Source organism: Pseudomonas sp. MH9.2 (assembly GCF_034353875.1).
Lineage (GTDB): Bacteria > Pseudomonadota > Gammaproteobacteria > Pseudomonadales > Pseudomonadaceae > Aquipseudomonas.
The window spans coordinates 1,707,842-1,724,920 of record NZ_CP133784.1 but is presented as its reverse complement, the minus strand read 5'-3'; the positions used below and the strand labels follow the sequence as shown (position 1 = coordinate 1,724,920).

19 protein-coding genes are annotated in these 17,079 nt (G+C 58.1%); 7 read left to right on the top strand and 12 right to left on the bottom strand.

The genetic code is table 11. From position 1 onward, the window contains the following. Window positions 1–94: 94 nt before the first annotated feature. The 4 genes from RHM55_RS08070 to RHM55_RS08055 form a co-directional block, all read right to left on the bottom strand. Window positions 95–664, bottom strand: a complete 570-nt coding sequence (locus RHM55_RS08070; protein WP_322180927.1) for a DUF1003 domain-containing protein — start codon at window positions 662–664, stop codon at window positions 95–97. 111 nt (window positions 665–775) lie between these two features. Further along, window positions 776–973, bottom strand: a complete 198-nt coding sequence (locus tag RHM55_RS08065; RefSeq protein WP_219061673.1) for a hypothetical protein — start codon at window positions 971–973, stop codon at window positions 776–778. Between the two features lie 122 nt (window positions 974–1,095). Then, the gene (locus RHM55_RS08060; RefSeq protein ID WP_322182794.1) at window positions 1,096–1,578 is read right to left on the bottom strand and encodes a GreA/GreB family elongation factor; all 483 of its coding nucleotides are present in this window, start codon (window positions 1,576–1,578) and stop codon (window positions 1,096–1,098) included. A 17-nt stretch (window positions 1,579–1,595) separates the two neighbouring features. After that, window positions 1,596–1,973 (bottom strand): hypothetical protein, encoded by a 378-nt coding sequence (locus RHM55_RS08055; protein ID WP_322180924.1) that lies wholly within the window; start codon window positions 1,971–1,973, stop codon window positions 1,596–1,598. Between the two features lie 125 nt (window positions 1,974–2,098). On the opposite strand from RHM55_RS08055, the gene earP reads away from it, so the two are divergent. Both earP and RHM55_RS08045 read left to right on the top strand, forming a co-directional pair. Next, window positions 2,099–3,232: an elongation factor P maturation arginine rhamnosyltransferase EarP gene (gene earP, locus RHM55_RS08050; RefSeq protein WP_322180922.1), complete on the top strand. Its 1,134-nt coding sequence runs from the start codon at window positions 2,099–2,101 to the stop codon at window positions 3,230–3,232. Window positions 3,233–3,279: 47 nt separating this feature from the next. After that, window positions 3,280–3,849 carry an elongation factor P gene (locus RHM55_RS08045; protein ID WP_322180920.1) on the top strand — a complete coding sequence of 190 codons (570 nt, stop codon included), beginning with the start codon at window positions 3,280–3,282 and terminating at the stop codon, window positions 3,847–3,849. Window positions 3,850–3,960: 111 nt separating this feature from the next. Here the strand turns inward: RHM55_RS08045 and RHM55_RS08040 are convergent, their stop codons facing one another. Next, window positions 3,961–4,431, bottom strand: a complete 471-nt coding sequence (locus RHM55_RS08040) for a MarR family transcriptional regulator (RefSeq protein WP_322180918.1) — start codon at window positions 4,429–4,431, stop codon at window positions 3,961–3,963. Between the two features lie 210 nt (window positions 4,432–4,641). On the opposite strand from RHM55_RS08040, the gene RHM55_RS08035 reads away from it, so the two are divergent. Continuing rightward, window positions 4,642–5,388, top strand: coding sequence for a sulfite exporter TauE/SafE family protein (locus RHM55_RS08035; RefSeq protein WP_322182792.1), 747 nt, complete (start codon window positions 4,642–4,644; stop codon window positions 5,386–5,388). On the opposite strand, the gene RHM55_RS08030 is transcribed toward RHM55_RS08035, so the two are convergent. Then, window positions 5,378–6,232: a LysR substrate-binding domain-containing protein gene (locus tag RHM55_RS08030; protein WP_219061668.1), complete on the bottom strand. Its 855-nt coding sequence runs from the start codon at window positions 6,230–6,232 to the stop codon at window positions 5,378–5,380. The two genes, RHM55_RS08035 and RHM55_RS08030, sit on opposite strands and share 11 nt — an antisense overlap. A gap of 94 nt (window positions 6,233–6,326) precedes the next feature. On the opposite strand from RHM55_RS08030, the gene RHM55_RS08025 reads away from it, so the two are divergent. Next, on the top strand, window positions 6,327–6,563 hold the full coding sequence (locus RHM55_RS08025; protein WP_322180915.1) for a DUF1127 domain-containing protein: 237 nt from the start codon (window positions 6,327–6,329) through the stop codon (window positions 6,561–6,563). 172 nt (window positions 6,564–6,735) lie between these two features. Here RHM55_RS08025 and RHM55_RS08020 read toward each other — a convergent pair whose 3' ends face one another. Then, window positions 6,736–8,082, bottom strand: a complete 1,347-nt coding sequence (locus RHM55_RS08020) for a class II 3-deoxy-7-phosphoheptulonate synthase (protein WP_322180912.1) — start codon at window positions 8,080–8,082, stop codon at window positions 6,736–6,738. 397 nt (window positions 8,083–8,479) lie between these two features. Between RHM55_RS08020 and RHM55_RS08015 the strand changes: the two genes are divergently transcribed. Further along, on the top strand, window positions 8,480–9,235 hold the full coding sequence (locus RHM55_RS08015; protein WP_322180908.1) for a spermidine synthase: 756 nt from the start codon (window positions 8,480–8,482) through the stop codon (window positions 9,233–9,235). 13 nt (window positions 9,236–9,248) lie between these two features. Here the strand turns inward: RHM55_RS08015 and RHM55_RS08010 are convergent, their stop codons facing one another. Next, window positions 9,249–10,040 (bottom strand): crotonase/enoyl-CoA hydratase family protein, encoded by a 792-nt coding sequence (locus RHM55_RS08010; RefSeq protein ID WP_322180906.1) that lies wholly within the window; start codon window positions 10,038–10,040, stop codon window positions 9,249–9,251. Window positions 10,041–10,425: 385 nt separating this feature from the next. Between RHM55_RS08010 and RHM55_RS08005 the strand changes: the two genes are divergently transcribed. Continuing rightward, a complete protein-coding gene (locus tag RHM55_RS08005; RefSeq protein WP_322180904.1) occupies window positions 10,426–12,141 on the top strand; it encodes a DEAD/DEAH box helicase in 1,716 nt (571 codons plus the stop codon). Window positions 12,142–12,381: 240 nt separating this feature from the next. On the opposite strand, the gene RHM55_RS08000 is transcribed toward RHM55_RS08005, so the two are convergent. Beyond that, entirely contained in the window at window positions 12,382–13,149 is a 768-nt protein-coding gene (locus RHM55_RS08000; RefSeq protein ID WP_322180902.1) for a class III extradiol ring-cleavage dioxygenase, read from the bottom strand. Window positions 13,150–13,252: 103 nt separating this feature from the next. On the opposite strand from RHM55_RS08000, the gene RHM55_RS07995 reads away from it, so the two are divergent. Then, window positions 13,253–13,918, top strand: coding sequence for a thiopurine S-methyltransferase (locus tag RHM55_RS07995; protein ID WP_322180900.1), 666 nt, complete (start codon window positions 13,253–13,255; stop codon window positions 13,916–13,918). Here RHM55_RS07995 and RHM55_RS07990 read toward each other — a convergent pair. The 3 genes from RHM55_RS07990 to RHM55_RS07980 all read right to left on the bottom strand — a co-directional run bounded on the left by RHM55_RS07990 (window position 13,895) and on the right by RHM55_RS07980 (window position 16,960). Continuing rightward, on the bottom strand, window positions 13,895–14,551 hold the full coding sequence (locus RHM55_RS07990; RefSeq protein WP_322180898.1) for a DUF2959 domain-containing protein: 657 nt from the start codon (window positions 14,549–14,551) through the stop codon (window positions 13,895–13,897). The genes RHM55_RS07995 and RHM55_RS07990 overlap by 24 nt on opposite strands. A 76-nt stretch (window positions 14,552–14,627) precedes the next feature. After that, the gene (gene htpX, locus RHM55_RS07985) at window positions 14,628–15,518 is read right to left on the bottom strand and encodes a protease HtpX (protein WP_322180896.1); all 891 of its coding nucleotides are present in this window, start codon (window positions 15,516–15,518) and stop codon (window positions 14,628–14,630) included. Window positions 15,519–15,748: 230 nt separating this feature from the next. Further along, complete coding sequence (locus RHM55_RS07980; RefSeq protein WP_322180893.1) at window positions 15,749–16,960, bottom strand: pyridoxal phosphate-dependent aminotransferase; 1,212 nt, start codon at window positions 16,958–16,960, stop codon at window positions 15,749–15,751. Window positions 16,961–17,079 lie beyond the last annotated feature (119 nt).

Sequence of the window (17,079 nt, the reverse complement as noted above, 5' to 3'; positions counted from 1 at the left end):
GGAGCTGACTTGTCTGCGATCGGCTGCGCAGCAGTCGCAAAATGGCTGGATTCTCTGGGCGGAATCCAGCCCGATTTTGCTGCGCAATAGTGCGCTACACAGGGTCCACTTTCTTTTTGACGAAGTGCCCGTGCATTTCCACGGTCAGGGTCTCGACTCGCTCGGTCAGGGCTTTGGTCATTTCGGTCAGGCGGGTGTTCTGCTCAAGCAGTTGGAGCATTTGCGCAGAGCTCTGTGCGGCCATTGCCATGCGTTGCTCATTGGCTAACGCCAGTGCTTCCCGGTGCTGCGCATCGGCATCGGCGTGGGCTTTGTCCCGTGCGGCCTGACGGGTCTGGGCGAGCAGGATCAAGGGGGCGGCGTAGGCCGCTTGCAGGCTGAATGCCAGGTTGAGCAGGATGAACGGATAGACGTCGAATTGGGTGAAGCCACTCAGGTTGACCCCGATCCACAACACAACGATCAACGTTTGCCCGCCAAGAAACATTGGCGTGCCGAAGAAGCGTGCGAATGCTTCAGCCTTGAGGGCAAAGCTGTCGTTGCCGAAGGTTGTCGACAGGTGCGCATGCTGCTTGTGGAAGCGCAGATGATCGACCTGCGCTTTCTTCGGCGCAATCGGTGCGACGGGATCGGAAACGGGGGCGTCGGGCGTGGCGGCAGTCATGAAAAATTCCTGATGCTCAAGTAAACGGACGGGCAATAACGCCCTTGCCGCCACTATAGCCGCACGCCAGTCGCCTCGATATGTCCGGCGAGCCGATACCGCCGGTCGGCCTTAATCAGGGTGCAGGGGCTTGGACACCTGCATGATGTGCGCATAGTCGTACACATATTGCCGACCCGCATGGCTGGTCAGTCGCAGCTCCTCGATCAGTAGGCGCTCTTTCTTACTCAGATATAACAACCCAGGATGGTCATCGGACTTGAGGCGATCACGTTCATGGGCGTCAGGGAAAGTGATGACGTTCGTCATGAAAAATCTCCTTGCGTATTGAGTCCTTGTTCCCGGATGTCTGTCCAGGCCACTGGTGATGTAGCGACAGTGCACCTTACCCAGAAAAAGTTGGGGGGATCAACCCTGCAAACGGATAGGTCTCACATCACTTGAGTGACTTCGAACGATTGGCGCGCGCCGTTGATGGTGATTTCTACAACATCCCCCTCCGCTTTGCCGAGCAGGTTTTGCCCCAGCGGTGCGCGGGTCGTGATGACGGTGATCAATACGTCGCCCAGGTAGATCTTCAAGCCGGCGGCATCGGGCCCGAGGAACAATTGCTGCTGGCTGCCGTTGCCGGCCTCCAGGCTGAGCAGGTCGCCGATTTGAATCCCGCGTTGCTCGTCGAAAGGTCGCAGGCTCAGGTTCTGGAACAGCACCAGTGATTGACGGATTTCCTCGACGCGCCGTGCTTGACCCGCTGCCAGGTACGACGCCTCCAGGCCAAGGGTGTCGTACTTGTTCTCGGCGATATTTTCTTCGTGGGTCGCGGTTTCGTAGGCGGTCTGGGCTGCACGTTGCGCAACGTCCAGATCAATGACGAGTCTGGCGATGATCAGTTCGAGTACAGACTGCTTATTCAGGATTGATTGCATCAGGCCTAACCACAAAACTGACTGACATTGGCCCGGGTTTTTTCACTGGGCGCAGTTTGATCCTGCTGTAACCAGAATTGGCATTTCGGCGCGCTGAGGCGTTTTTCCTGAGCGGCCTGATTCTGTTCCTGGGCTTGCTGGGCCTGGCTGTCCTGCAGGTTTTGTTTGTACTTGTCGAACATCGGGTTTTCCGACGCCGGTTGCGCCGGAGGACGTGAGCTGAGGATAGAAGCCTTGAACTGGCTGACAACGCTGTTCAATGCGCTGACCTGGCTGGCGAGCGTCGTGGTGTAAGCCAGTCCCACCGTCACCGCGATAGCAATGAAACCGAGCCAGACGCCCACGGCAATGCAAATAATCAATTTCAGGGGGTGAGAGAGCATTGAAAATTCCTGGTGTGACCATCGATGCCAACGATTGTCGCACGACAGACGGCCGAAGCTGGAGCTTGCAGGCCGTTATGACAGACAATCAGCAGCTTTAGCGTTTCTTCTTTAGGGAACCAGGCATGAAAGTCTCCTGGGATATTTTTTGCAACGTTGTCGATAACTACGGCGATATCGGGGTTACGTGGCGTCTGGCCCGGCAATTGGCGGCAGAGTACCCCTTCGCGGTACGTTTGTGGGTGGATGATTTGCAGCCCTTTGTGCGGTTGTGTCCGGGGGCTCAGGTGGATGCCGCGCAGCAGTGGCAGGAGGGGGTCAGCGTCTGCCATTGGACCAAAGACTGGCAGCCGACCGAACCGGCGGACGTGGTGATCGAGTCGTTTGCCTGCCGTTTGCCACAGGCTTATCGGGACGCCATGCCTCAGCGCATGCGCCCGCCGCTGTGGCTGAATCTGGACTACCTCAGCGCCGAGGAGTGGGTGTCCGGTTGCCATGCGTTGCCATCACCGCAATCCAACGGCTTGCGCAAGATTTTCTTCTTTCCCGGGTTTCGTCAGGCGACCGGGGGCTTGTTACGCGAAGCCGGCTTGCTCGATCAGCGCCACGCTTTCCAGCAGGACCAAGCCCTGCAGCGAAACTTTTTACGAGGCTTGGGCGTGGTTCCGGACGAAGGCGCGCGCCTGATGTCGCTGTTCGCCTATGAAAACGCCGGGCTCGCCAGTTGGCTGGATGCATTGGCCGCCGATAGCCGACCGACCCACTTGTTGGTGCCGGAAGGGCGAATTATGGGCGACCTGCAGCGTTGGCTGGGCGTCGAGGATTTGCGGCCGGGAGCCTTGGAAGTCCGTGATTCGCTGACGGTCCACGTGCTGCCATTCGTCCGACAGGAGGACTATGACCGCCTCCTGTGGTGCTGCGATTTCAACGCCGTGCGCGGGGAAGACTCGTTTGTTCGTGCGCAATGGGCCGGTCGACCGTTCCTCTGGCACATCTATGAACAAGATGACGATGCACACTGGGTCAAGCTCGACGCGTTCCTCGATCTCTATCTCCAGGGCCTCTCGCCTGCGGCTGCCCAGGCACTGAGGGATGTTTGGCGAGCCTGGAATGCCGGACAGGACATGGGTCAAAGCTGGTCTGATGTGCTGCAACACTGGTCGGAAGTCACCCTGCACGCCGAATATTGGTGTCAGGAACAGGCTTCGCAGGTAGATCTTGCAGCGGCTCTAGTACAGTTTTACCGAAATTGGATATGATGCGCGGCCTAGATATTTGTAAATCCATCCAAATTCGGATATTCGTAATGAAAACTGGTAAAGAACTGAAACCCGGCACCGTGATTCGGCTCGAGAATGACCCTTGGTTGGTTCAGAAAGCTGAATTCACCAAGTCCGGTCGCAACAGCGCGATCATGAAAACCAAGTTGAAGAACCTGTTGACCGGTTACAAGACCGAGATCGTTTACAGCGCCGACGACAAACTGGACGACGTGATCCTTGATCGCAAGGCCGCCACGCTGTCTTTCATCAGCGGCGATACCTACACGTTCATGGACACCACCGACTACACCATGTACGAGCTGAACGCTGAAGACCTGGAAGCCGTTCTGCCGTTCATCGAAGAAGGCATGACTGACGTTTGCGAAGCGATCTTCTTCGAAGACCGTCTGGTTTCCGTTGAGCTGCCGACCACCATCGTTCGTGAAGTTGACTATACCGAAGGCTCCGCACGTGGCGACACGTCGGGCAAGGTGATGAAGCCAGCCAAATTGAAAAACGGTACCGAGCTGAGCGTTGCTGACTTCGTCAACATCGGCGACAGGATCGAGATCGACACACGTGATGGCGGTTCTTACAAAGGCCGCGCTAAATAAGCGTTGTCTTGTTCCGCAACACACGAAAGCCCGACCATCGAGTCGGGCTTTTTTGCATGCGTTGATCGGTGAAGTCTGGTCTTCGCAGACAAGTCAGCGCCTGCAGATTTATCAAAGGTTGTCGTGCAAATTCCCGCGCAGGGCGAGCAGTTCGCGTTGCAGGTTTTTCAGTGTGTCTAGTGTTGTGCCTGTGGCGGCGAAGATGCAGGAGGGCACGCTTTTGGCTTTTTCGCGCAGCGTACGGCCTTGTTCGGTGAGGTGCAGGTGGACAACACGCTCGTCTTCCTTGCTCCGGGTGCGGCTCAGCAGGCCTTCGCCTTCAAGGCGTTTGAGCAAGGGGGTCAGGGACCCCGGGTCGGTCAGCAGTCGCGTGCTGACTTCACCCACCGTCATGCCGTCGTGTTCCCAGAGCACCATCATCGCCAGGTACTGTGGATAAGTCAGGCCCAGCGCTTGCAGCAAAGGTTTGTAGACCTTGGTCATCATCAGCGATGTCGAGTACAGGGTGAAGCACAGCTGACTGTCGAGCAGCAGATGGTTGCCATTGTCTGCGTTGGGGGTGGAGCTGTCGTCAGCGCTCATGTGAGAGTCCTGTGTGCGGTAATGCGCTCTAATTTAGTGCCGCGATCTTTAATGCACCAGATAAATTCTACGGCTCAGCGTCAGTCGCCGTCGCATTCATGAAAGGCGAAGCCTCTGTGCATGGAATGTGAAGGCGCTGCGGCTGCCTTTGCGTTTCCCTACGTCATCGGACTGCGTAGCATGCGCCCATGGATTGACTGGGGACGCGGTGTGATTGAAATCGGGATGTATGTTTTGTTGGGCACCGTCATGGGGACGTTGGGTGGGTTGTTTGGCATCGGCGGCGGTCTGGTCGCGATTCCTGCGCTGGGGGTGTTGTTTGGTCTGAATCAGCAAATGGCACAAGGCACGGCGTTGCTCATGGTCTTGCCTAACGTGTTATTGGCATTGTTGCGTTATCACCAGCGCAACCGGATTTCCCTGCGCAATGCCCTGATGCTGATCATTCCCGGTTTTTGCTTCGCCTGGCTGACGTCGTTGTGGGCGGTGCGCCTGGATGCGCACACTATGCGTTTGGGCTTCGTCGCGTTCTTGATTGTGCTGACGCTGTTTAACCTGATTCAAATGTATTGGCACAAGGGCCAGGCCAGCAGCGAATTGCGTCATGTTAAATGGCTATGGCTGCTGGGTGTCGGCTCGGGGATGACAGGCGGCCTGTTCGGCGTCGGTAGCGGGGTGGTGGCGACCCCGATTCTGACCGGCGTGTTCGGCGCGACACAGGTGGCGGCTCAAGGGTTGGCGCTGGCGTTGGCAGCGCCCAGTACCGCCATTACGTTGGTCACTTACGCGGTGCATGACCACGTCAACTGGCAGATGGGCATTCCCTTGGCAGTGGGTGGCCTGCTGAGCATCAGTTGGGGCGTGAGGCTCGCCCATTCGCTGCCGGAAAAACGCCTGCGTTCGTTGTTCTGCGGCTTTCTGGTGATCTGCGCCGTGGTGCTCGCGTTTAAAGTTTGAAGCCGTCAGCGATGTGTTCGGCCAGGCATTCGGTGACCGGCGAGGTGTTTTTCGGATTGCGCAGCAGCACGATGCTGGCGGACGGCAACTGCGGCATTCCTTCGGCCTCGCCGATGATGCGCAGGTCCGGGGTGAGCAAGCTCTCGAGTTGCGCAGTCACCGCCAGGCCTGCGGTGACCACGGCACTGATCGCCGACAGGCTGGCGCTGGTGTAAGCGATACGGTACTCGCGCTGCATCGCGTCCAGCGCATTGCAGGCCCATATCCGGCAAAAACAGTCGGTATTGAACATCGCCAGCGGCAGCGGCGTTTGCTCGTGAGGGCAAAAACCTCGCGCCTCCATCCAGACGAAGCGCTCCTGACGCAAAATCTGGCCAATTTCGGTGCCCGGTTCTCGGGTGACGATGCTCAAGTCCAAGTCCTGGCGCTGTAGCAGTTGCTTGGAGGGTTCACAGTGAACTTCCACCTGCACCAGTGGATAGGCCTGAGCGAAGCGCGACAGAATCCCCGGTAGAAACCGCATCACGTAATCGTCCGGTGAACCGATTTTCACCACGCCGACCATGTGCGGTTCGCGCAAGGTGTTGAACACTTCGCTGTGCAGTTTGAGGATGCGTCGGGCATAACCGAGCAGCACCTGACCCTCGACGGTGAGGCTGACGGTGCGACCGTCCTTTTGAAAGAGCGAGCGCTGAAGAATGTCTTCTTCCAGGCGTTTCATCTGCATGCTGACCGCCGATTGCGTGCGGTTGACCACCTCTCCGGCACGGGTGAACCCACCCTCATCGGCAATCGCGACAAAGGTGCGCAACAGCTCGCTGTCGATGCTCGGGTAGGTGGCCATTCATCAATCTCCCAGATGCAGCGCATAAGAAACATTCGTTGGATTGATCTTAGCGCTGACGCGAGACTTAAGTCATCCCCACTTGGAGGGCAAGATGATGAAAGGTCAAAAAGGTTATGTGTGGGTGCGGGGCAGCGTGAATCGCAGTTCATCGGGTACACGCCTGATCAGCATGATCAAGCGTCAGTTGTTGCGCTGGTATGAACTGCATCGTCAACGTCAGCAGCTGACGAGCCTGAGCGATGCTGCTTTGAAGGACTTGGGTTTGAGTCGTGCCGATATCCAGCAGGAGGCAGAGCTGCCGTTCTGGAATGACCCAATGAAACGCTGACAGCACGGCGGTCGATCAGGTAGCGTTGTGGACTGAACAGGAGGTTCTGTATGTCCGCAGGTCTATCGCTCACAGGCACGGCGCATGGCGCTGGCCGCCCAGGGATTCAACGGGCGCCAGCCGCCAGCGTCGATCCCAGCCTTGGGCAGCGCCTACATTAGAAACGGATCAATCAGCGCCGAACCTGCTTCAATGTCTCGGCAATCAAAAACGCCAATTCCAGCGACTGGTCGGCGTTCATCCGTGGGTCGCAGTGGGTGTGGTAGCGATCCGACAGGCTGTCTTCGGTGATTGGGCGTGCGCCGCCGATGCATTCGGTGACGTTCTGCCCGGTCATCTCGATATGGATGCCCCCAGCGTAAGTACCTTCGGCCTGATGCACCTGAAAGAACTGTTTGACCTCGGTGAGAATCTGCGCGAAGTCACGGGTCTTGTAGCCGCTGCTGGCCTTGATCGTATTGCCGTGCATCGGGTCGGAACTCCACAGCACCTTGCGACCTTCGCGTTCGACCGCCCGAATCAGTTGCGGCAGGTGATCGCCAACCTTATTCGCACCCATGCGGGCGATCAGGTTCAGGCGACCTGGATCATTGTCCGGGTTGAGCGTGTCGATCAGGCGGATCAGGTCTTCCGGGTCCATGCTCGGGCCGACTTTGACCCCAATAGGGTTTTTGACCCCACGCAGGAACTCGACATGCGCACCGTCCAGTTGCCGCGTGCGGTCGCCGATCCACAGCATGTGTGCCGAGCAGTCGTAGTAATCATTGGTCAGGCTGTCGCGGCGCACGAACGCTTCTTCGTAATTCAGCAGCAAGGCTTCGTGGGCGGTGAAAAAGCTGGTTTCACGCAATTGCGGCGAGGTGTCCATGCCGCACGCACGCATGAAGGCCAGGGTTTCGTCGATGCGGCCGGCCAGCTGGCTGTACTTTTCGGCCAGCGCTGAATTAGCGATGAAGTCGAGGTTCCACTGGTGCACCTGATGCAGGTCGGCAAAACCGCCCTGAGCGAATGCGCGCAGGAGGTTCAAGGTGGCGGTGGACTGGTGATAAGCCTGCAAAAGACGGTCTGGGTCGGGCACGCGGCTTTTTTCATCGAAGCTGATGCCGTTGACGATATCGCCCCGGTAGGCCGGGAGCGTCACGCCGCCAATGGTTTCGTCGTTGGAGGAACGAGGCTTGGCGAATTGGCCGGCCATACGTCCGACTTTGACCACCGGGCAGCCGGCAGCGAAGGTCATGACGATGGCCATTTGCAGCAACACTTTGAAGGTGTCGCGAATCTTCGCTGCAGAGAACTCGACAAAGCTTTCTGCGCAGTCGCCACCTTGCAGCAGGAACGCACGACCCTGGGTCACCTCGGAAAACTGACGCCGCAACTCTCGGGCTTCCCCGGCGAACACCAGCGGCGGATAACCGGCCAGGCTCTGCTCGACACGCAACACGTGCGCGGCGTCGGGGTATTGAGGTTGCTGCTGAACAGGCATTGCCCGCCAGCTGTCGGGGCTCCAGGGTTGGCTCATGGTGAACTCTAAGTCAGTACGGTCGGACGGCCATGTTAGCAGTTCAGTGCCTGGGTGCCAGCGGAGGGGCCGTAGGATCAATCAATAATTAACGTGACCTCTCGGGCCTTGTTCGCGGACAATCCGCGCTTTCGTACAGCAAGCCCGGTCTCGATTCTGCCCGGAGGGCGTAGGAGCGACCGGGACGCGCAGTCTTGTCTGCGAAAAGGTCGGAACGACCTTCCGACGGCAGTGAATTCACTATTTTTGCTAGCGCTTCGGTCGGACGCGACCCCGGCTAGATCGCAGACAAGACTACGTCTCGGTCGCTCCTACAGGGGGCAGCGTTTTGCTGGGAATTTGATGGCACTTATTCTTTATTTTTCAATTGGTTACTTGTTTTTTGATAGGAGCGGCAATGACTGAGGAGAGGGTGGAGCGTGTACTGGCTGAAGTACACGATGATTTCGGCATGATTCGCGTGCTGGAAGTGGACGAGTATCGCTTCCTTGAATTCGGCGACGCCATCGAGCAAAGCTGCACGTTCACCGCCGACCCTAGCTGGCTGGAGTACGACTACACCCGCGCCATGCTGATTGGCGCGTTGTGCCACGAAGCGCCGGAAACCGCGCTGTTTCTGGGCCTTGGCGCGGGGACATTGACCCAGGCTTGCCTCAAGTTTTTGCCGCTCGAAGACGTCGAAGCCATCGAGTTGCGCCCTGACGTACCGCGGCTGGCCATCGAGTTTCTCGGTCTGGATGATGACCCGCGCCTGTACATACGCATTGGCGATGCCCTTGAATTGCTCGGCACTGCCGAAACCGCCGACCTGATCTTCGTGGATCTGTACACCGATCTGGGCCCGGGTGTCGGCCATCTGGCCTGGCAATTTCTGGAAAACTGTCAGAAGCACCTCAATCCGGGTGGCTGGCTGGTGATCAATCAATGGGCGACCGATGACGGTAAACCCTTGGGCGCTGCGCTGTTGCGCGGTCTTTATCACCGCCACTATTGGGAACTGCCGGTGAAGGAGGGCAACGTGATTCTGATGGTGCCGGCGAATCTGGAGCAGACGCTGGACTTGCAGCATCTGACCGAACGCGCCGAAGCCCTCGCGCCGCGCCTCGGTTATTCGCTGCTGCCGTTGATCAAAGCCATCCGCCCGGCGACGTGATTGTCCGGGGCTGCTAGTTGCCTTTGAAGTCGCCGGGCCTGCGTTCCAGCATCGCCCGTACGCCTTCTTTGGCGTCTTCGCTGTCCATCACGCTACGAATGAGCTCTGGCAAGCTTTTCGCCGCTGCGGTTTCCCCCTCCAGCAATGCCTGACGGGCCGAAGCCAGGGTAATCCTGACCCCTAGCGGTGCTTGCTCGGCGATGCGTCCGGCCAGTTTGATCGCGCGAGGTAGCAAATCCTCGCTGGCCATCACTTCCTGGACCAGGCCCATTCGATAAGCCTCATGTGCGTCGAACTCATCGCCAGTCAGCAACCAGCGCATGGCATTGCCCCAGCCCGCCCGTTGATGCAGGCGCAAGGTGGCGCCACCAAACGCAAAGATCCCGCGCTGCACTTCCATTTGCGCAAAGCGGGTGTTGCTGGCGCACAGGTTGATGTCCGAGGCGAGCATCAGCTCAATGCCGATGGTCAGGCAGTAACCCTGAGCGGCGACGATCACCGGCTTGCTGACCCTGGGGCCGATGAACACGCCCCACGGATCGCAGCCGCCCTCGGGCACTTCCCAGCCGCTGGCCAGGGTCGGTCCCGCCGCAGCCAGATCAAGGCCTGCCGTGAAATGATCGCCGTGGGCAAACACCACGGCCACTCGCGCCGCATCGTTGCGTTCGAACTCCCCGTAGGCGAGGCTCAGGTCATTGAGCAGGTCAAGATCAAAGGCGTTGCGTTTGGCGACGCGATCCAGGCCGATCAACATGATATGACCCCGCTGTTCGCGACTGACTCGGCCGGTGGAGGAGGAGGGCATAGGCATAATCCTTGTGCGCTGAGTGGCATTGGACGTGCGGTGAACACCTGGATCAGTGAACCGTTTAAGCAGCGTGGCCCCGCGATACCGGGCCTTTGCAAAATAGACACTGCAATGGATTTGCGCAAAGCCTGCGACGGACGAACGCGCAGCTATTATTTTGTTAAAAAACCCTCACTTTCGTGCGTAATTCCGGTATAGTGCGCGCCGGCCTTTAACAGGGCCCTCGTACAGGTATTGCAATTTCCCGAAGCCAGCTTCGGCTGCTTGTTCGCTCTGCGGACTATCCTTGACGATCCATTCATTCAAACGTTTTCGCAAATCCCCGCCGACAAAGCAGCCAGGGCGACTCTAGGGTCTTACACGGCACGCGCAGCTTTGGAACATGGGTCTTTGCGGATGCACTAGAGGCAGACCCATGACCCAGGAAATCGGCGGCTTCGCCGCTTTTGAACTACACCCTAATATTCTTGCAGCCGTTATCGCGACTGGCTACGAAGAGCCTTCGGCTATTCAGCAGCAATCTATCCCGATCATCATGGCCGGTCACGACATGATTGGTCAGGCGCAAACCGGTACGGGTAAAACCGCCGCGTTCGCCCTGCCGATCCTGCATCGCATCGACCCGGCCAAACGCGAACCACAAGCGCTGATTCTTGCGCCGACTCGCGAACTGGCCCTGCAAGTCGCCACCGCTTTCGAAACCTACGCCAAGCAAATGCCGGGCGTAACGGTTGTGGCTGTCTACGGCGGTGCGCCGATGGGCCCGCAATTGAAAGCTATCCGTAATGGCGCGCAGATCGTTGTCGCCACGCCGGGTCGTCTGTGCGATCACCTTCGCCGTGACGAAAAAGTCCTCTCTACCGTGAACCACCTGGTTCTCGACGAAGCGGACGAAATGTTGAAGCTGGGTTTCATGGACGACCTCGAAGTTATCTTCAAGGCCTTGCCAGCAACCCGCCAGACCGTTCTGTTCTCGGCCACCTTGCCTCAATCGATCCGTGCCATCGCTGAGCGCCATCTGCGCGATCCGAAGCACGTCAAGATTCAGACCAAGACCCAGACCGTTACCGCGATCGAACAGGCTCACCTGTTGGTTCACGCTGACCAGAAGACCTCGGCTGTTCTGAGCCTGCTGGAAGTGGAAGACTTCGACGCACTGATCATGTTCGTGCGGACCAAGCAAGCGACTCTGGATCTGGCCAGCGCCCTGGAAGCCAAAGGCTACAAAGCCGCTGCGCTGAACGGTGACATTGCTCAGAACCAACGTGAACGCGTCATCGAATCGCTCAAGGATGGCCGTCTGGACATCGTGGTCGCGACCGACGTTGCTGCCCGTGGTCTTGACGTTCCGCGTATCACCCACGTATTCAACGTGGACATGCCTTACGATCCAGAGTCCTACGTTCACCGTATCGGCCGTACTGGCCGTGCCGGTCGCGAAGGTCGTGCATTGCTGCTGGTGACTCCACGTGAGCGCCGCATGCTGCAAGTGATCGAGCGTGTTACAGGTCAGAAAGTTGCTGAAGTCCGCCTGCCGGATGCTCAAGCAGTTCTCGATGCTCGCATCAAGAAATTGACTAACAGCCTGGCTCCACTGGTTGCTGATGCTGAATCGACCCACGGTGATCTGCTTGATCGCCTGACCGCCGATATCGGTTGCAGCCCACGTGCCCTGGCCGCCGCTCTGTTGCGCAAAGCTACCAACGGTCAAGCATTGACCCTGGCAGCCATCGAACGTGATCGCCCACTGGTTCCGACCAGCGCGCCACGTGAGCGTAGCGATCGTTCATCTTCGGGTGATCGTCCTGAGCGCAGCGGTGCTGATCGTGAGCGTCGTGCTCCGGTTCCATTGGCTGAAGGCCGTGCTCGTTGCCGTACCGCGCTGGGTGCGCGTGATGGTATCGCTGCTAAAAACCTGTTGGGTGCAATCCTCAACGAAGGCGGCCTGGCCCGCGAAGCAATCGGCCGCATCCAGGTGCGTGATAGCTTCAGTCTGGTAGAACTGCCGGAAGATGGCCTTGAGCGTCTGCTGACCAAGTTGAAAGACACCCGCGTTGCTGGCAAGCAGTTGAAGCTGCGTCGCTATCGCGAAGATTGATCTGCTCTTGAGCTGATCGTCTGAACAAAAAAATCCCCGACTGGTTCGGGGATTTTTTTGTTTGTGGATTGATGAATTCGGCGTGTATATCCAGCATTTGCGGGTACTGGGGTTACGGTTCCGGCCTTACGGAGGGTCACTTTTTACAGGCGCCGGAATGCCGGACCACAAAAAAGTAACCAAAAACGCTTGCCCCTCCATACGGGGCTTCGCTGTGGCTCAGCCTGCACAGGTTCTATCTCAACCAAACCGATAAATGTCCATCCCCAGCGCGCCCATGGTGAAGCCTTGGTGCGCAATGCTGAATTCGCCTCCGGCACCGCGGGCAAAGAAAAGTGGCAGCAGGTGTTCATCGCTGGGGTGGCTACGAACGGCGTGGGGCGCCAGGCGGCGATAGTCGTGCAGAGCGGTTTCGTCGTTGTTCTTCAGCTTGTCGATGATCCAGTCGCGAAACTCTTTGGCCCAGGGCTCGACGCTTTCCGGTCCTGCGTGCCAGTCCAGTTCACGCAGGTTATGGGTGATGCTGCCAGAACCGATCACCAGCACACCTAGCTCACGCAGGTTGGCGAGTGCACGTCCTACCTGGGTTTGCAGGGCAGGCCCTTGGCGGGTGGGTAGCGAAACCTGCACCACTGGAATATCGGCCTGTGGGTACATCAACGACAATGGCACCCAGACGCCATGATCAAGCGGTCGCTGATTGTCGATTTTCGCCGCCAGGCCGCCAGCGGTGAGGAGTTCGACCACCTGTGTTGACAGTTCGGGTAAGCCGGGTGCCGGGTACTGCACGGCAAACAAGGCCGGCGGGAAGCCCCCAAAGTCATGCCAGGTTTCCGGATGCGGGTTGGCGTTGACCAGCAGCTCCTGGCTTTCCCAGTGGGCTGATACGATCACAATGGCTCGCGGCCTGGGCAGCTCGGCGGCCAGGCGAGCAAGTGCAGGGCCGCTTTCGCCGGGTTCGAGTGCAAGCATCGGCGAGCCATGAGAGATAAATAAGCTGGGGAACATAGCGAGAGTCCTGAGCGTTAAGATGGGGTTATCTTCAGGCAGAACATTGATCTAAATCTAATATAAGTTTTCGCGTCTTTTTATCGAATTATCAGGAGTATTTATGCAGCCGGACTTTTGGCACAAGCGCTGGGCACTCAATCAGATCGGTTTTCATCTTGGCGAGGTTAATCCTTATTTACAACGCTTCTGGCCTGACCTTGAACTCAAAAAGCATGCTCGGGTGCTGGTGCCGCTGTGCGGTAAAAGCCTGGATCTGGCCTGGTTGGCCGGCCAGGGATTTCACGTGCTGGGTGTCGAGTTGTCGGAAAAGGCCGTGGAGGACTTCTTTAGCGAACAGCACCTGGATGCGCAGATCAGTCAGCGCGGGCCGTTCAAGGTCTACAGCGTTGAGTCGATTGAGCTGTGGTGCGGCGATTTTTTCGCGCTCACGGCGGACGACGTCGGCGAGTGTGTCGGGCTTTATGACCGTGCGGCCTTGATCGCGCTGCCACCTGAGATGCGCCAACGCTATACGCGACACCTCGCGCAGATTTTGCCTCGCGGGTGCCAAGGGTTATTGATCACCCTGGATTACGATCAGACTCAAATCGACGGACCACCGTTTTCAGTGCCTGATGCTGAAGTACAGCAGTTGCTGGCAGCCGACTGGCAGCTGGATACCCTTGATGAGTGCGATGTGCTGGGCAAGAGCTGGAGATTTTTGCAGGGTGGCGTTACGCGGCTTGAGGAGCGGGCCTATCGCCTACTGCGTCGCACTGCCCTGTAGGTGGCGAACAAACGCATCGGAGTCGTCGATTGAGCGCTGCATGTCTTTGAGCAGTTGGTCGACATTGCCTTGCAGGTTGCTGTGCTCACCCTTGAGCGCGCCAATCGCTTGGGCGTTGAGGTTGTGCTTGAGGAACAGGACGTGATCGCGTAATACGCTCAGTACCGGCTCGATGCGGCTTTCAGCTGTTTTCATTTTCTGTAGCAACTCTCGGTATTCGGTCTGGGTGCGAGCCAGCTCCTTGGCGCTGGCGGCGCGCAGGTCTTTGTTGCTGTATTGATCGAGTTCGTCATTCCATTCGTCGAACAACACATCGGCCACGGTTTCGATGGCGCCGATGCGGTGGTGTACGGCGGCGGCGCTTTTTTCGCTGGCTTGGTAATCATCATTCAGCGCGTTGTAGCGTTTCTCCAGGTCGCCACCATTAAGTTGCACCACACTGCGATAGTTCTGCAACGCGCTGCTGAAATGCTGCTTGGCATCTTGTTGTGCGTCGCGTGCGTCATTAACCCGGCTGACCAGCATTTGCCGTTTTGGGATGCCTGCTTTTTCCATGGCGGCGAAGTACGCGCTTTGGCAGCCGCTCAGGGCGAACACGGTGATGCAGGCGAGGGCGAGGGCGAGCGAGCGCATGACGGTTTATTCTCTGATCCGGATAAAACAAAAAGGGCGACTCGCGTCGCCCTCTCGTAACACTGCCTGAAGCTTATCAGCCGCGACGACGGAGCGCCTCAATGCGGTCTTCCAGTGCCGGGTGGCTCATGAACAGACCCGCCAGACCGTGCTTGAGAACGCCGCCGTTGATGCCGAATGCTGCCAGGCTGTCCGGCATTTGCACCGGCACGCCTTGTTCCGAGCGCAGGCGCTGCAGGGCGCCGATCATGGCGCTGGTGCCTGCCAGGCGTGCACCGGCTTCGTCCGCCCGGTATTCGCGTTTGCGCGAGAACCACATGACGATGGTGCTAGCCAAAAAGCCCAATACCAGTTCGGCAAAGATGGTCGCGATGTAATAGGCCATGCCCTGACCCTGTTCGTTCTTGAAGATCACCTTGTCGACGAAGTTGCCGATGATCCGCGCGAAAAACATGACGAAGGTGTTCACCACGCCTTGTACCAGCGCCAGGGTCACCATGTCGCCGTTGGCAACGTGGCCGATTTCGTGCGCGAGGACTGCTTTTACTTCGTCGGGCGAAAAGCGCTCCAGCAAACCCTGGCTGACGGCGACCAGTGCGTCGTTCTTGTTCCAGCCCGTGGCGAAGGCGTTAGCTTCATAGGCCGGGAAGATGCCGACTTCAGGCATCTTGATCCCCGCTTCGCGTGCCAACTGTTCAACAGTTTGCAACAGCCATTGCTCATGACGAGTGCGTGGCTGGGAAATGATCTGGGTGCTGGTGCTCATCTTCGCCATCCACTTGGAGATGAACAGCGAGAACAGCGAGCCGGCGAAACCGAATACCGCGCAGAAAACCAGCAGCTGAGAGAGGTTCAGATCAACCCCATTGGCCGCCATGAACCCGTTGAAGCCAAAAAGGCTCAGCGTGATGCTGGCAATCAGCACGACCGCCAGGTTAGTGGCCAAGAACAGCAAAATGCGCATCATGGTTGAAACGTTCTCCTCATGAAAGTATGTAACGTGATGCGGGGTATATAAGGGGATGCACGCGGCTATTCAACAGGGGGACTATTTCAAACTGTGTCATCTGTCTGTTCCCTTCGCCCATTCAGCATAGCCCACACCTGGGCGATCCAGGGCTCCGCTAGCGCGAAAAGCCCCGTAGGCTGGCGGCGTGGCCCGTTCAGACCACGCAAGGCAGTGCGTGACTCGTTAGCTTACTGGCGATAGGTCTTGAGGAAGTTGCCGATGCGCCCAATCGCCTGATCCAGGTCATCGACACGCGGCAAGGTCACTACGCGGAAATGGTCCGGCCATGGCCAGTTGAAGGCTGTGCCCTGAACCACCAGGAGCTTTTCCGACAGGAGCAGATCGAGAACGAACTTCTCGTCGTTGTGGATCGGGCAGACTTTCGGATCGATCCTCGGGAAGGCGTACAGCGCGCCCATCGGTTTGACGCAGCTGACACCGGGAATATCGTTGAGCAGTTCCCAGGTCCTGTTGCGCTGCTCCAGCAGGCGACCCTGTGGCAGCACCAGGTCGTTGATGCTCTGGTAGCCGCCCAGCGCGGTCTGGATCGCGTGCTGGCTCGGCACGTTGGCACACAGGCGCATGTTGGCCAGCATGTCGATGCCTTCGATGTAGCTATGGGCGTTGTGCTTGGGCCCGGAAATGGCAACCCAGCCTGAGCGGAAGCCCGCGACGCGGTACGACTTGGACAGACCGTTGAACGTCAGGCAGAGCAGGTCTGGCGCCAGTGAAGCGGTGCAGATGTGCACGGCGTCGTCGTAAAGGATCTTGTCGTAGATCTCGTCGGAAAACACCACCAGATTGTGCTGGCGCGCGAGTTCCAGCATGCCCATCAGCACTTCTTTGGGGTAGACCGCGCCGGTCGGGTTGTTCGGGTTGATGATCACCATGGCTTTGGTGTTCGGTGTGATCTTGGCCTTGATATCTTGCAGGTCAGGCCACCAATAAGTCTGTTCATCGCACAGGTAATGAACCGGACTGCCGCCTGCGAGGCACACGGCGGCGGTCCACAGTGGGTAGTCGGGTGCCGGGATCAGCACTTCATCGCCATTGTTGAGCAGGGCCTGCAGCGACATCACGATCAGTTCGGAGACACCATTGCCCAGGTAGATGTCTTCAATGCCGACACCCTCTACCTGCTTTTGCTGGTAGTACTGCATGACGGCCTTGCGTGCGCTGAACAGGCCTTTGGAGTCGCTGTAGCCCTGTGCGGTCGGCAGATTGCGGATGACGTCCTGGAGGATTTCGTCCGGCGCTTCGAAACCAAATGGCGCGGGATTGCCGATATTCAGCTTGAGGATGCGATGGCCTTCCTCTTCCAGGCGTTTGGCGTGCTTGAGCACTGGGCCGCGAATGTCATAACAGACGTTGGCGAGCTTGTTCGATTTGCTGACCTGCATGGCGATTGATCCCGAAAATGGACGATCCACTGTATTCACATAGCCTGGGTTGCCGAGCATAGCGCCATGAAAATGGATTTGTATGCGCGAAACACGGATGCCAGACTGACGTCTAACGA